At 73.0% G+C, this 12774-nt stretch carries 12 protein-coding genes; 10 read left to right on the plus strand and 2 right to left on the minus strand.

Going from position 1 to position 12774, the window contains the following annotated elements; translation table 11 throughout:
- Window positions 1-58: 58 nt before the first annotated feature.
- The 9 genes from ACIBL4_RS00120 to ACIBL4_RS00160 all read left to right on the plus strand — a co-directional run bounded on the left by ACIBL4_RS00120 (window position 59) and on the right by ACIBL4_RS00160 (window position 8684).
- Complete coding sequence (locus ACIBL4_RS00120; RefSeq protein WP_356926861.1) at window positions 59-409, plus strand: hypothetical protein; 351 nt, start codon at window positions 59-61, stop codon at window positions 407-409.
- A 169-nt stretch (window positions 410-578) separates the two neighbouring features.
- Window positions 579-1085 carry a SigE family RNA polymerase sigma factor gene (locus ACIBL4_RS00125; protein WP_399404845.1) on the plus strand — a complete coding sequence of 169 codons (507 nt, stop codon included), beginning with the start codon at window positions 579-581 and terminating at the stop codon, window positions 1083-1085.
- Between the two features lie 11 nt (window positions 1086-1096).
- Complete coding sequence (locus ACIBL4_RS00130) at window positions 1097-1615, plus strand: cellulase (protein ID WP_399404847.1); 519 nt, start codon at window positions 1097-1099, stop codon at window positions 1613-1615.
- 152 nt (window positions 1616-1767) lie between these two features.
- Window positions 1768-3054 carry a glycosyltransferase gene (locus ACIBL4_RS00135; protein ID WP_399404849.1) on the plus strand — a complete coding sequence of 429 codons (1287 nt, stop codon included), beginning with the start codon at window positions 1768-1770 and terminating at the stop codon, window positions 3052-3054.
- The gene (locus ACIBL4_RS00140) at window positions 3051-4316 is read left to right on the plus strand and encodes a hypothetical protein (RefSeq protein ID WP_399404851.1); all 1266 of its coding nucleotides are present in this window, start codon (window positions 3051-3053) and stop codon (window positions 4314-4316) included. The genes ACIBL4_RS00135 and ACIBL4_RS00140 overlap by 4 nt, the downstream gene beginning before the upstream one ends.
- Window positions 4317-4443: 127 nt before the next feature.
- On the plus strand, window positions 4444-6117 hold the full coding sequence (locus ACIBL4_RS00145) for a purine-cytosine permease family protein (protein ID WP_399404853.1): 1674 nt from the start codon (window positions 4444-4446) through the stop codon (window positions 6115-6117).
- A gap of 227 nt (window positions 6118-6344) precedes the next feature.
- Complete coding sequence (locus ACIBL4_RS00150) at window positions 6345-6803, plus strand: hypothetical protein (protein ID WP_399404854.1); 459 nt, start codon at window positions 6345-6347, stop codon at window positions 6801-6803.
- Window positions 6804-6938: 135 nt separating this feature from the next.
- Entirely contained in the window at window positions 6939-7424 is a 486-nt protein-coding gene (locus ACIBL4_RS00155) for a cation:proton antiporter regulatory subunit (RefSeq protein WP_399404856.1), read from the plus strand.
- A 6-nt stretch (window positions 7425-7430) separates the two neighbouring features.
- On the plus strand, window positions 7431-8684 hold the full coding sequence (locus ACIBL4_RS00160; protein ID WP_399404858.1) for a cation:proton antiporter: 1254 nt from the start codon (window positions 7431-7433) through the stop codon (window positions 8682-8684).
- A 798-nt stretch (window positions 8685-9482) separates the two neighbouring features.
- On the opposite strand, the gene ACIBL4_RS00165 is transcribed toward ACIBL4_RS00160, so the two are convergent.
- Together ACIBL4_RS00165 and ACIBL4_RS00170 are read right to left on the minus strand one after the other, a co-directional pair.
- Window positions 9483-10064: a hypothetical protein gene (locus tag ACIBL4_RS00165; protein WP_399404860.1), complete on the minus strand. Its 582-nt coding sequence runs from the start codon at window positions 10062-10064 to the stop codon at window positions 9483-9485.
- 76 nt (window positions 10065-10140) lie between these two features.
- Window positions 10141-11241: a winged helix DNA-binding domain-containing protein gene (locus ACIBL4_RS00170; RefSeq protein ID WP_399404862.1), complete on the minus strand. Its 1101-nt coding sequence runs from the start codon at window positions 11239-11241 to the stop codon at window positions 10141-10143.
- A gap of 238 nt (window positions 11242-11479) precedes the next feature.
- On the opposite strand from ACIBL4_RS00170, the gene ACIBL4_RS00175 reads away from it, so the two are divergent.
- Window positions 11480-12709 carry an acyl-CoA dehydrogenase family protein gene (locus tag ACIBL4_RS00175; protein WP_399404864.1) on the plus strand — a complete coding sequence of 410 codons (1230 nt, stop codon included), beginning with the start codon at window positions 11480-11482 and terminating at the stop codon, window positions 12707-12709.
- The last annotated feature ends 65 nt before the right edge of the window (window positions 12710-12774 follow it).

The raw sequence follows: 12774 nt of genomic DNA on the forward strand, positions 1-12774 counted from the left end.
CCCCGCACTCCGCTCCGCACCCCACGTCGTGCACGTCGTACACAGGGAAGTGAGAACCATGGCTGATCCCGCCCGCAACACGCTGCCGCTGCCGGACTACGACCACCTGCCGATCGGCGGCCTGGAGAGCCGTGTGCGGTCGCTGTCCGCGGACGAGGTGGAGGAACTGCTGGCGTACGAGCGGTCGCACGCCGACCGGCTGCCGGTGACCGAGCTGCTGGGGTCCCGCCTGGAGCAGCTGCGCGAGGGCGCGGAGCCGACGGCCGGTGATCCGGGCGCGCTGCGTCCCGAGACGGGCGAGGGACACGGGGGCTCCCCGGTGTCGCCGGCCACGTCCCCGCAGCCGTTCAGCCCGCCGCCGCACGGCACGCCCGACCAGCGGGGCAAGCCGAAGGGTGACCGCACGTAGGCGTCAGCGCCGGACAGAGCAGATCAGAAGGGCCCGTGCCTGTGCACGGGCCCTTCTGCGCGCCCACCGCTCAGGGGTGAGGTGGATCACAGCAGACAAGTGCAGCGTGACATGCGGTCCAGCGTCTTTCCAGTGGTGCAGGGGGTCACTGAGACGCGGGACGGTGGGGATGGAGCAGGTTCGGGCGGACGGCTTCGACGAGTTCGTGGCCGCCCGTTGGTCGGCGCTGCTCCATGTCGCGCGGCTGCTGACGGGCGGCGACCGGCAGCGGGCCGAGGACCTGGTGCAGGAATCGCTGGTGAAGCTCTGGTTCGCCTGGCCGAAGGTCGCCGAGCAGGCTCCGGAGGCGTACGTCCGCACGGTGCTGGTCCGGATGGCGGCGCGCTCGGCGAAACGGCGCTGGTGGGGCGAGCGCCCGGTGGAGCGGCTGCCGGAGCTGGCCGAGCCGGGTGATGTGTCGTCCACCGTGGCCGAACGCTCGCGACTGGAGGCCGCGTTGGCCCTGCTGTCTCCCAAACAGCGGGCCGCGGTGGTGCTGCGCTACTACGAGGACCTGCCCGAGGCCCAGGTCGCCCAGGCGCTGGGCTGCCCGGTGGGCACCGCACGGTCCCACGCCTCACGCGGAGTCGCCCGGCTCCGCCAGATCCTGTCCGACGCCGTCAGGCCTGTGGGGTGAAGGGAGAAGCGATGGACGACTTCGAGCGGGACCTGTCGCGGCTGCTGCGCGACACCCGGCAGCACACCCCCTACGAGCCCGAACACCGGCGGCGGCTGCACGCCGGCATCCGCTCCCGCCGCCGGGCGCGGCTGCTGTGGAAGGCGGGCGGCTCCGCCGTGGCGGTGGCCGGGCTCAGCGTGGGGCTCGCCCTGCTGCCGAGCATGCTCACCAGGGCCCAGCCCGCCGATCACCGGCCACAGCCCGCGACGAGCCGGTCCCCCTCGCTGGACAGCGGGCCCACGTCCGACGTCCCGGACCCCAGTACGACTCCGACCGAGCCGGAGTCGTCCGCGCCGGCGACCACGACCGGCGGCAGCACGCCACCCGGAAGCACGAGCCCGACGACCAGCCCCACCCCGACGGCCACCGTCTCCGAGAGCCGGAGCACCTCGGCGCCACCCACGCCGCCCCCTTCCCCGACGCCCACGACGGCTCCGCCGTCCGCCCTGGAGGAGACACAGGAGCCTTCCGCATCGGCCACCGAGTAGCCGCCTGAGCGGCCCTTCCCGTCGGCGGCGTCAGCGCCCCGGGCCCGTCACCGCTCGAACACCGTCACCGCACCACCGCCACGGGCGCCTTCGGCATGCCCGGAACCGGCGCTTGCGAACGTCCGGCGCCAGAAAGAGACCGTGAAGCAGCCATGAGAACCGTACGGCGGCCGGCCCTGCTCGACTGCCCGACAACCGAGCTGTCCGCGCTGCCGCGCCGGGCACCCCTGTCCGCGCGTCACCCGGACCCCGTCCTCGACGTCGTCGTCCCCGTGTTCAACGAGGAGAACGACCTGGAGCCCTGCGTCCGGCGCCTGCACGCGCATCTCGCCGAGACCTTCCCCTACTCCTTCCGGATCACGATCGCCGACAACGCCAGCACCGACCGCACCCCGCGCATCGCGGCGCGGCTGGCCGCGGAGCTGCCCGGCACGGACTGGATCCGGCTGGCCGAGAAGGGGCGCGGCCGTGCGCTGCACACCGCCTGGTCACGCTCGGGCGCCCCGGTGCTGGCGTATCTCGACGTAGACCTGTCCACGGACCTCGCGGCACTGCTGCCGCTGGTCGCGCCGCTGATCTCCGGTCACTCGGACATCGCCATCGGCACCCGGCTGGCGCGCGGTTCGCGGGTGGTGCGCGGACCGAAGCGGGAGATCATCTCCCGCTGCTACAACGGTCTGCTGCGCTCCACGCTCGCCGTGGGCTTCTCCGACGCGCAGTGCGGGTTCAAGGCGGTGCGGCGGGACGTCGCCGAGCGGCTGCTTCCGCTGGTGGAGGACCGCGAGTGGTTCTTCGACACCGAGTTGCTGGTCATCGCCGAGCGCGCGGGGCTGCGGATCCACGAGGTGCCGGTGGACTGGGTGGACGACCCGGACAGCCGGGTGCGCATCCTGTCCACGGCCCTGGCCGACCTGCGCGGCATGGCCAGGCTCGGGCGGGCCCTGGCCTGCGGGCGGCTGCCGCTGTCCGCGCTGCGCCGCAGCGGCGGCGACCTCGACGGCGAACTGCCGGCGGGCCTGGCGCGGCAGGTGGTGCGCTTCGCCGCCGTCGGAGTCGCCAGCACCCTGTGCTACCTGCTGCTCTACACCGCCTTCCGGCCGGCGGCGGGAGCGCAGGCCGCCAACGCGCTGGCCCTGCTGGCCAGTGCGGTCGCCAACACCGCCGCCAACCGGCGGCTCACCTTCGGGGTGCGGGGCCGCGTCGGCGCGCTGCGCCACCACCTCAAGGGGCTCGCGGCCTTCCTGGTCGGGCTGGCGCTCACCAGCGGTTCGCTGGCCGCTCTCCACCACGCCGCCCCCGGGGCCGGCCACCGGGTCGAACTCATGACCCTCGTCGCCGCCAACCTGGGCGCGACGCTGCTGCGCTTCCTCCTCTTGCGGGCCTGGGTGTTCCCCGGCCACGACGCCCGCCCCACTCGCCGTACGACAGGATCCGCATGAGCACCGTCGAGCTGCGTCGACCGCCGTCCGGCCTCGACGACACCCGCGAAGTCCCGTGCGGCTCCCGCGAGTTGAGCCGACGGCTGCGCGGGGCCGCCGTGCGTTACGGACCCGTGCTGCTGACGTACGGCGTGCTGAAGCTGGCCGGCTTCGCCGTCTTCATGTACCTGCTGGACTCCGCGGGCGACTTCCGGAAGAAGAACCCGCGTTTCGGCGGCGGCGCACACCCCTGGGACGTCCTGGCCAGCTGGGACGGCTGGTGGTACCAGCAGATCGCCCAGCACGGATACGACCCGGCCCTGAAACCGGTGCCGGGCGCGACGGGCTTGATCACCCTGGAGGGCAACTCGGCGGCGTTCTTCCCGCTGTACCCGACGCTGATGCGGCTGGTGTCGGAGTGCACCGGACTCGGCCTGTACGGCGCCGGCATGACGGTCTCGGTCGTCGCGTCGTTCGTCGCCGCCCTCGGCATCTATGCCGTGACGCGACGGCTGGGCGGTCACCGGGCCGGGCTGGCCGCGGCCGGGCTGTGGGCGGTCTGGCCCGGTTCGGGCACGGAGTGGTCGGGCTACTCGGAGTCCCTCTACACGGCCCTCGCCGCATTGGCCTGTCACGCCGTCATGTCCCGACGCTGGCTCACCGCCGGGCTGCTGACCTGTGCGGCCGGGCTGTGCCGGCCCACCGCCGCCGCGCTGGTCGCGGCCCTCGCGGTCGCCGCGCTGCTGTCCCTGCGCCGGCGTGCGGACGGGGTCCTGCGTCCGCTGGGCGCGGTGGCGATCGCGCCGCTGGGTCTCTTCGGCTACCTGGCGTGGGTCAACTACCGCCTGGGCGACATCAACGGCTATTCCAAGCTCCAGGACGGCGCCTGGGCCCACAAGTTCGACTGGGGAGTCCACTCGTTCAACGTGCTGACGTCCCTCCCGGTCGGGCACTTCGACTATCTCTACGCGATGCCCTTCCTGGACGTCATCGGGGTCTGCGTGGTGCTGACGGTGCCAGTGCTGACCGTGCTGCTGCTGCGTCTGAGACCGCCCGCCGTGCTCGTCGTCTACACGGTCCTCTCGTACCTCATGGTGATGGCCACCCAGCAGTACTTCGGCAACGTCTCGCGCTATCTGCTCCCGCTCTTCCCGCTGTTCATTCCGCTCGGCCTCGCCCTGCGCCGGCTCAGATGGCCGTCCCTGGCCGCGGTGCTCGGCACGGCCGCGCTGGCCTCCGGATCGTACGCGGGGTATGTGCTCTTCGAGCTCGGGGTGCCGTAAGACAGCCTTCGGCCCTCGCGCGTCGCCTGTCGAAACACTCCCTTCACGCAGGAAGTATTTAGGGGTAACGACCGCTGCCTACCGTGCCTGCCTTGTCAGTCCCCAACCCGCAGCAAGGAGGCGTGGCATGAGTACCGAGCCACGACTGGCCGAGGTCACCGAGCCGGAGCCCGCGCAGAAGGCAGCACCGGGCGCCGACCAGGCCGTCAAGGAGACCCTCGAGGACTACACGCTCCGCTTCGCGCCGCGCAGTTACCGGCGCTGGACGCCGATGGTGGTGGCGACGACCGCGCTCGGCGGCATCGCCTACATGGCCGACTTCTCCATCGGCGCCGGCATCGGTCTGGCCCACGGGACGGGCAACGCGCTGCTCGCGATCGCCGTCGCCGCCGTCGTCATCTTCGTGACCGGCTTCCCGCTGGCCTACTACGGGGCCCGCTACAACATCGACCTGGACCTGATCACGCGCGGCTCGGGCTTCGGCTACTTCGGCTCGGTCCTCACCAGCGTCATCTTCGCCAGCTTCACCTTCATCTTCTTCGCCCTCGAGGGCTCGATCATGGCCCAGGGCCTGAAGCTGGGCCTCGGACTGCCGCTGTGGCTGGGCTACTTGGTGTCCACGCTCATGGTGATCCCGCTGGTCGTCTACGGCATGACGGCGCTGAGCAAGCTCCAGGTGTGGACCACCCCGATCTGGCTGCTGCTGATGGTCGGCCCGCTGGTCTACCTGGTCGCCACCGACCCGGGGACCGTCGACCGCTTCCTCGCCTACGCGGGCACCGACGGGGACGGCGGCGTCAACACCGCCTCCGTGCTGCTGGGCGCGGGCGTGTGCCTGTCGCTGATCGCGCAGATCGGCGAGCAGATCGACTATCTGCGCTTCATGCCGCCCAAGACCGAGGCGAACAAGCGCAGTTGGTGGACGGCCGTGGTGATGGCGGGCCCGGGCTGGGTGGTGCTGGGCGCGCTGAAGCAGGCGATCGGCGTGTTCCTCGCGGTGTACATCATCGCCGAGGTCGGCCCCACCGCCGCGCCCGAGCCGATCCAGCAGTTCAAGCACGCCTTCGACGCGATGATGCCGTCCTGGCTCGTCCTTCCGCTGGCCGTGGCCCTGGTCGTGATCAGCCAGATCAAGATCAACGTAACGAACGCGTACTCCGGCTCCCTCGCCTGGACCAACTCCTTCACCCGCGTCACTCGGCGCTACCCGGGCCGGCTGGTCTTCGTCCTGGTCAACCTGGGCTTCGCGCTCGCCCTGATGGAGGCCGACATGTTCAGCTTCCTCAACAGCATCCTCGGCTTCTACTCGAACTGCGCGATCGCCTGGGTGGTCACCGTGGCCACCGACATCGGCATCAACAAGTACGTGCTGAAGCTGTCCCCGCACGCCCCCGAGTTCCGCCGCGGCATGCTCTACGCCGTCAACCCGGTCGGGGTCGTGTCCTTCGTCGCCGCCTCCGCTCTGTCCATCGCCATGTACTTCCACGGGCTGGGTGACACGCTCCAGCCGTACTCCCCCGTCGCCGCCGCCGTCATCGCGTTCGTCGTCACCCCGCTGATGGCCGTGGTCACCAAAGGCAGGTACTACCTGCGCCGCACCGACGACGGCATCGCCGAGCCGTCGCTCGACGAGGACGGCAACCCCAGCGCCGTCACCTACGAATGCCACGTGTGCCGGCAGCGGTTCGAGCGGCCGGACGTGGCCGCCTGCATGACGCACGACGCGGTCGTCTGCTCGCTCTGCCTGAGCACCGACAAGGTCGGCGACCACGTCCTGCCGGAGGCACCCGCCGTCGTCTGACCGGAGTGGGGCGGAGGCCGCGAGGCGCCTCCGCCCCCTTGTCGCGCTCCCACGGCGACTCCGCCGCTCCCGGTCGACGGCGGCTGCACCCCACGCTCGGCGGTGCCGAGTCGGTCTCGGACTCCGTTCACGGCCCCCGGGAAGGGGCGCTCTCCCGCACCGGACGGCATACTGATCTTGTGTTGCGCAGTGCTGCGGGCCGATGGTCGGAGAGGAGATGACGGGACGTGACCAGCGAAGGACCGGGCGGCGGACAGGGAACGCCCGACGAGCCCGACGGCACTCCCCCGATCCCGGACGACGTGTGGCAGAGGTTCCTCACGGACAGCGAGCACGCCATACGCGCCTCCGCCCCCAGGGAGCCCTCCGCGCGGGAGCGGGCGGCCGGACGGCGGCTCCAACCCCCCTACGCCGTCGGCGACCTGTGGCAGCCGGAGGACCTGTGGGTCCGCGTGGCCTGGGGCGACCTGGACCGCCGTGCGAAGGTCCGGCGGGTGGGACGGGTCGTCGCCACCGCCGCCGCCGTGGCTCTGGCGCTGGGAGCCTGGTCCCAGTTGTCCGCCGGCGCGGGCGCGGGCACCCGGCCCGGGACGGGCACCGTGCGGCAGGTGGAGGGGGCGACCGCGAGGCAGCCCACGGCCACGCCCTTCCCGTCCGGATCCCCTGTCCCGGCGCCCTCCAGGTAGCGCACGCAGGACGGGTGCGGTCCCGCACAGCCGCCTAGGATGAGCTCACAGGCCGGGATCCGGACGCTCGTCCGGGCGCGGCCCCCCACAGGCGGAGTCACCGGAAACGCGCACGCCGACGGAAGGGGGACGGACATGAGCGCGCCACGCCTCAGCAGTACGCCGTTGCCGGGCATAGGTGTCCGCTACGACCTGACGACCCGGGACAGCCGCCGACTGTCCGTGGTCGCCCACCGCGACGGCCACCGGACGATCAGCGCCTACCGCGAGGACGACCCGGACGCCTGCGACCTGTCGGTGCGTCTGACGGCGGAGGAGGCGGCGACGCTCATCGACGCGCTGATGCCCGCGCACCACACGCCGAACCTGCTGTCCACGACCGACCTGGGGCTCGTCGCCGAGCGGATCGAACTGTCCGGCACCTCGCACTGGAACGGCCGGCTGCTGGGCGAGTCCCGGATCCGCACCGACACCGGCGCGTCCATCGTGGCGGTGCTGCGCCGGGCCGAGGCGATCCCCTCCCCCACGCCGGACTTCCGGCTCTCCGGCGGTGACACGCTCATCGTCATCGGGACCCGCGAGGGCGTGGAGGCTGCCGCCGCGATACTCGGGCGGGAGTGACCCGCCATGCACTCCTCCGCGGTGTTCCTGATCGAGTTCGGCTGCCTCATCCTCGGGCTCGGGCTGCTCGGCCGCCTCGCCGGGCGCTTCAGCTTCTCGCCGATCCCCCTCTACCTGCTGGCCGGGCTGGCCTTCGGCGAGGGCGGACTGCTGCCGCTCGTCGCCAGCGAGGACTTCGTCGCCATCGGCGCCGAGATCGGCGTCATCCTGCTGCTGCTCATGCTGGGCCTGGAGTACACGGCCACCGACCTCGTCTCCAACCTCAAGACCCACTACCCGGCCGGGGTCGTGGACGCCGTCCTCAACGCCCTGCCCGGTGCGGTGCTCGCCCTGCTGCTCGGCTGGGGACCGGTCGCGGCCGTCGTACTGGCCGGTGTCACCTGGGTCTCCTCCTCCGGCGTCATCGCCAGGGTCCTGGGCGAGCTGGGGCGGCTCGGCAACCGTGAGACCCCGGCCATCCTGAGCATCCTGGTCCTCGAGGACCTCTCCATGGCGGTCTACCTGCCGATCGTCACCGCCCTGCTGGCCGGGGTGGGCCTGGCCGCGGGCGCCGTGACGCTGGCCATCGCCCTGGGCGTGGCCACGGTCGTGCTCGTCCTCGCCGTGCGCTACGGCCGCCATGTCTCCCGCTTCGTCTCCAGCGACGACCCCGAGAAACTGCTGCTGGTGGTGCTCGGCGTGACGCTGGTGGTCGCCGGGCTCGCGCAGCAGCTCCAGGTGTCCGCGGCCGTGGGCGCCTTCCTGGTGGGCATCGCGCTGTCCGGCGAGGTCGCCGAGGGCGCGACGAGCCTGCTCGCGCCGCTGCGGGACCTGTTCGCCGCGGTGTTCTTCGTCTTCTTCGGCCTGCACACCGACCCCGCCAGCATCCCGCCCGTACTGCTGCCCGCTCTCGCCCTGGCGGCCGTCACCACGGCGACGAAGATCGCCACCGGCTACTGGGCCGCGCACCGCGCCGGGATCGGGCCCAAGGGCCGCTGGCGCGCCGGCGGCACGCTCGTGGCCCGCGGCGAGTTCTCCATCGTCATCGCCGGGCTGGCGGTCACGTCCGGCATCGAGCCCTCCCTCGGCCCGCTGGCCACGGCGTACGTCCTCATCCTGGTCCTGCTCGGCCCCCTGACCGCGCGCTACACCGAGCCCGTGGCGACCGCCCTGACCGGCCGACTGCGCCGCAAGCGGACGACGTCCGGCACAGCGTCGGCCCCTGCCCCACCGGGCGCCCACGAGACCCTCGACGACCAGGACATCGTGGGCCGCACGTGACCGGCCCGGGGGACGGGCGACCGGTGCGCTTCGCTTCCAGCAGTCCACGCCCTCTACCGCCTCGACGCCGGCGGCGCGCACGCGTGGACCGCACGACTGACGTGGGGGCGGCGCCTGCCTGGCGGGGCGCCTGTACCTGCGGAGCGCGGCGCCCGGCAGCCACCCGCGGGCGGCCGCGCGTCGGGCCTTCGCCCGGGGTGGGCACCGGAGTGCGGGTGAATGCCGTCGTCCCGTGAGGCCCGGCACACGGCAGCCCCGCGCGTCCGGCGACGACTACCACTGTGCTCCCGCGCCGCCGTGCAAGGGCGCCACGCGCCCGCGGGGCGCACAGCCGCACTTCCCCCGCCCGCCATAGCAAAGCGCGCCGCGCGCAAGCCCCCACGGGACGACGGCGTACGGCCGCGCTCCCCTTCCCGGCACGCGGAAGCCCGGCACACCGAGGCCTCCGTCGGTCAGCGGCACACAGGCCCCTCTCCCCCCGCCCGCCACGCGGAGCCCGGCACACAGCAACCCCCGTCGCTCAGCAGCACACAGGCGCGTCCTCCCCCGTCCCCCACGCGGAAGCCCGGCACACCCAGGCCTCCGTCGGTCAGCGGCGCACAGGCCCGTCTCCCCCCGCCCGCCACGCGGAGCCCGGCACACAGCAACCCCCGTCGGTCAGCGGCGCACAGGCGCGTCCTCCCCCGTCCGCCCGGCGGAAGCCCGGCACACAGCAACCCGCGTCGCTCAGCGGCGCGCGGCCGTGTCTCCTCCGTCCGCCACGCGGAAGCGCCCCGTCCGTGTCGCTGTCGGGTGTGGTCAGCCCGTCTTCCAGCCGCGGCGTGTGTCGATCCGTTCCCATTCCGCGTCCCACTGGGCCATGCGCCGCCGGTCCAGGGACAGCCGGGTCAGCCAGGCGACGCCCAGCACCATCCCGCCCGCGAGGGCTCCTGCCAGGCCGCCGCCCACGGTCGTGTGCAGCCAGGCCTCGCCCGCGGACACCGGCGGGGTCGTGATGTCACCGCTCCTGTTCACCCACAGGGGGATCGTGCTCCCGGCCGGAGTCCTGGGCGGCACCCGCGCCTGCTCCGTGTGCGTCGAGCCGTCCGGCGCGGTCCACCGCACCTTGACCCACACCCGGTGGTCGCTCGCCGCGCGGGCCGGTGACGGGCCCGGCGCGTCCTCGACGGCGACCGCGGAGACCTGACGGCTCTCCGCCCGCTGCCGTTCGACGGCCTGCTCGACCGCGCCCGCCGCCATCAGTCCCGCGCACACGCCGCCGAGCAGGGCGAACACCCAGCCGGCGAGCACGACCCAGGCTTCGACGACGTCGATTCGCCGTTTGAGCGCGTTGCGCCGCCACCGCCACCACCGCACGGTCACACGCTCTGTGGTTCCCATCGGCCGACACCCCCTCATGAGCACCGGCAGCACCCTTCCAGTGTGCGCCTGAACCGTGCTTCTGTCGGCGTATGGCTCAGCCGGAAGACGCGGCGATCCGAACCCGGCCGCTCGCGTCACCGGACAGGAAGGACGCCATGGCGCGCCCTTCCTCGGCGACGGACTCGCGGTCGGCCCGGGAGAAGCGGCGGAGCGGAGTGACCAGGACGGTGTCCGCCTCGGCGGTCCAGGTCGCGGCGACCCGGCCGTCGACGAGGACGACGCGGGCGCCTGCGACCGACAGGCCACGGTGGGCATCGTCGATGATCCGGCCGCGGTCGTGGTAGCCGAGGATCGCGTTGTCGAACGCCGGCAGGAACCGCACGGGCGCGAGGATGCCGGGGTCGGGGCGCGGCGCGTCGGGGAGGTCCAGCAGTTCCCGGCCGCGCTCGTCGCGGAAGGCGACCAGTTCCCCGCGCAGGGCGGAGACCGCGGCCGGCAGTCCCGCCAGTCCGCACCAGGCGCGCAGATCGGCCGAGGCGGCGGGTCCGAACGCGGCCAGGTAGCGCCGTACCAGCGCCTGTCCCACGGGATCGGAGTCGTCCGGGGCCGGTGGGTCGATCTCGCGCCCCAGCCAGGAGGAGACCAGCGCGTAGCGCACTCGCGCCGTGGTGCGCCACAGTCCGCGCGGGGGCAGCTGCACCGTCGGGAGCAGGCCGGCGACCAGCATTTCGCCCAGTGGCCGAGGCCCCGCCTCCGGCCAGCGGCCGGCGACGGCTCGTGCGAGGTCGCCCATCGAGCGGGGTTCGCCGTCGGCCATGACCTCCCGCCCCGCCGCCGCGAGTTCGCCGAGGTCCACGCCCTCCAGCTCGCGCCGGTACACACCGAGCACCCGCTGGCGCAGCATCGCGTCGTGGCGGGCCCGCCAGGCCACGAGGTCGTCGGCGGTGACGAGGTGGACGGTGCGGCGCATGAGATGGGTCCGCACCACGCGTCGCCCGGTGAGCAGTTCCGACAGCACCGCCGGGTCGAACGCCCGCAGCCGGGACCAGAGGCCGATGAACGGTTCCTGAGGTTCCTGCGCCTGGAGACCGCACAGGTGCGCGACGGCGTCGAGGACCGGCGGGTCGGCGCGGTCGAGGAGCAACTGCCGCGCGAGGGTGGCACGGTTGAGCGCCCGGGCGTCGAGAACCGTCAAGGGAGCACCTCGGCCTTCGAATCCTGTGCCGACCGGTGGTTCGAGAAGCCCGGGCGGCTTGCCCGATCACGGTGGCACGCGATGCGGTCAGGCAGTGACCGCATCCGCCGGCTGACCCAACGCACCTCTGGATTCCCTAGTTTTCCTATAGAATTACTAGGGAAGCATTGACGGGGGCCGGCGGCGCTGCACAGGATGATGTGCGTGCCTCAGACATCGACTTGAGGAGACCTCTGCCATGGGCGTTGCCCCTGCGCCGTCCGGCTCCGACGCGGAATCGGACCGGACCGGGCCCGGGATGGCTCACTGGTTGCGCGTGGCCCGCGAGACCGCGGAGGACCTGGCCACGGACGCGGTGGCCAGGGACCAGGCGGGCAAGCCCCCGTTCGACGAGGTGTCCCGGCTGCGCGAGTCGGGGCTGCTGACCCTCCTCGTGCCGGCCGGGCTCGGGGGCGGCGGCGCGGACTGGCCGACGGCGTACGCGGTGGTCCGGGAGATCGCCGCGGCCGACGGCGCGATAGGCCAACTGCTCGGCTGTCACTACTTCATGTCGTGGAGCGCCCGGTTCTTCACCGAGCCCGCCCTCGCCGCCCGGCTGGAGCAGCGGTCCGCCGCTCAGGAGTGGTGCTGGGGTGGCGGTCTGGCGCGTCAGGAGCCGGCTCTGACGCTGGTCGGGGACGGGCGGGACCATGTGCTGACCGGCCGTCAGAGCTACGCCGCCGGCGTCCTGGTCGCCGACCGCCTCGCCGTGCGGGCGGTGCGGGCCGACACCGGCGAACCACTCGCCGTCGTGGTCGATCCCGCCCTCCCCGGCGTGGTGGTCGACGGCGACGCCGACCCTTTCGGGCAACGGCTCGCGGCCGGCGGAAGCGTGGAGTTCGACGCCGTGCCGATCGCCGCCGGCGACGTCCTGGGCTCGCTGGCCGCGGACGAGGACGTCCTGTCGCCCCTGACCGCTCTGGTGTCGCCGGTCGGGCGGCTCCTGTCGGTGCAGGTGCGTCTCGGCATGGCGGAGGGAGTGCTCGCGGAGGCACGCGAGTACAGCAGGGCCGGCCGGTCCCTCTGGCACCCGGACTGGCCGGTCGGCTCATCTCAGGACCCGCAGGTGCTGACCGTGTACGGGGAGCTCACCGTGCTCACCCGCTCCGCGTCCGCCCTCGCCGACCAGGCGCGGGACGCCGTGCACGACGGGCTGGCCCGCGGTGAGGACCTCGGCTACGACGAGTACGCGGAGATCTCCGTCCTGGTCGCCATGGCCGAAGCCGCCGCGTCCAGGGCCGCGCAGGAGTCCACCGCCCGGGCCCTCGACGTCATCGGTGCCCGTTCCGCTTCCTCACGGCTGGGCTTCGACCGCTTCTGGCGCAATGCCAGGACCCACACCCTGTACGAACCCGTGGCCCACCGGCTCCGCGACGTCGGGGACTACTTCCTCAACGGCGCCCACCCGCCGTTCGTGCTCCCCGTCTGACGGACCGCGTCCGACGCATCCCTCATGACGGACTCCACATGACGGACCCGCAGGAAAGGACCCCG

The organism is Streptomyces sp. NPDC050416 (assembly GCF_044458845.1).
GTDB lineage: Bacteria > Actinomycetota > Actinomycetes > Streptomycetales > Streptomycetaceae > Streptomyces.

Bases quoted from the DNA above. Each gene is read 5' to 3' on its own strand.
- ACIBL4_RS00135 (WP_399404849.1), top strand. From the start codon at position 1,768: ATGAGAACCGTACGGCGGCCGGCCCTGCTCGACTGCCCGACAACCGAG.
- ACIBL4_RS00120 (WP_356926861.1), top strand. From the start codon at position 59: ATGGCTGATCCCGCCCGCAACACGCTGCCGCTGCCGGACTACGACCAC.
- ACIBL4_RS00165 (WP_399404860.1), bottom strand. From the start codon at position 10,064: ATGGGAACCACAGAGCGTGTGACCGTGCGGTGGTGGCGGTGGCGGCGC.
- ACIBL4_RS00130 (WP_399404847.1), top strand. From the start codon at position 1,097: ATGGACGACTTCGAGCGGGACCTGTCGCGGCTGCTGCGCGACACCCGG.
- ACIBL4_RS00140 (WP_399404851.1), top strand. From the start codon at position 3,051: ATGAGCACCGTCGAGCTGCGTCGACCGCCGTCCGGCCTCGACGACACC.
- ACIBL4_RS00160 (WP_399404858.1), top strand. From the start codon at position 7,431: ATGCACTCCTCCGCGGTGTTCCTGATCGAGTTCGGCTGCCTCATCCTC.
- ACIBL4_RS00155 (WP_399404856.1), top strand. From the start codon at position 6,939: ATGAGCGCGCCACGCCTCAGCAGTACGCCGTTGCCGGGCATAGGTGTC.
- ACIBL4_RS00125 (WP_399404845.1), top strand. From the start codon at position 579: ATGGAGCAGGTTCGGGCGGACGGCTTCGACGAGTTCGTGGCCGCCCGT.
- ACIBL4_RS00145 (WP_399404853.1), top strand. From the start codon at position 4,444: ATGAGTACCGAGCCACGACTGGCCGAGGTCACCGAGCCGGAGCCCGCG.
- ACIBL4_RS00175 (WP_399404864.1), top strand. From the start codon at position 11,480: ATGGGCGTTGCCCCTGCGCCGTCCGGCTCCGACGCGGAATCGGACCGG.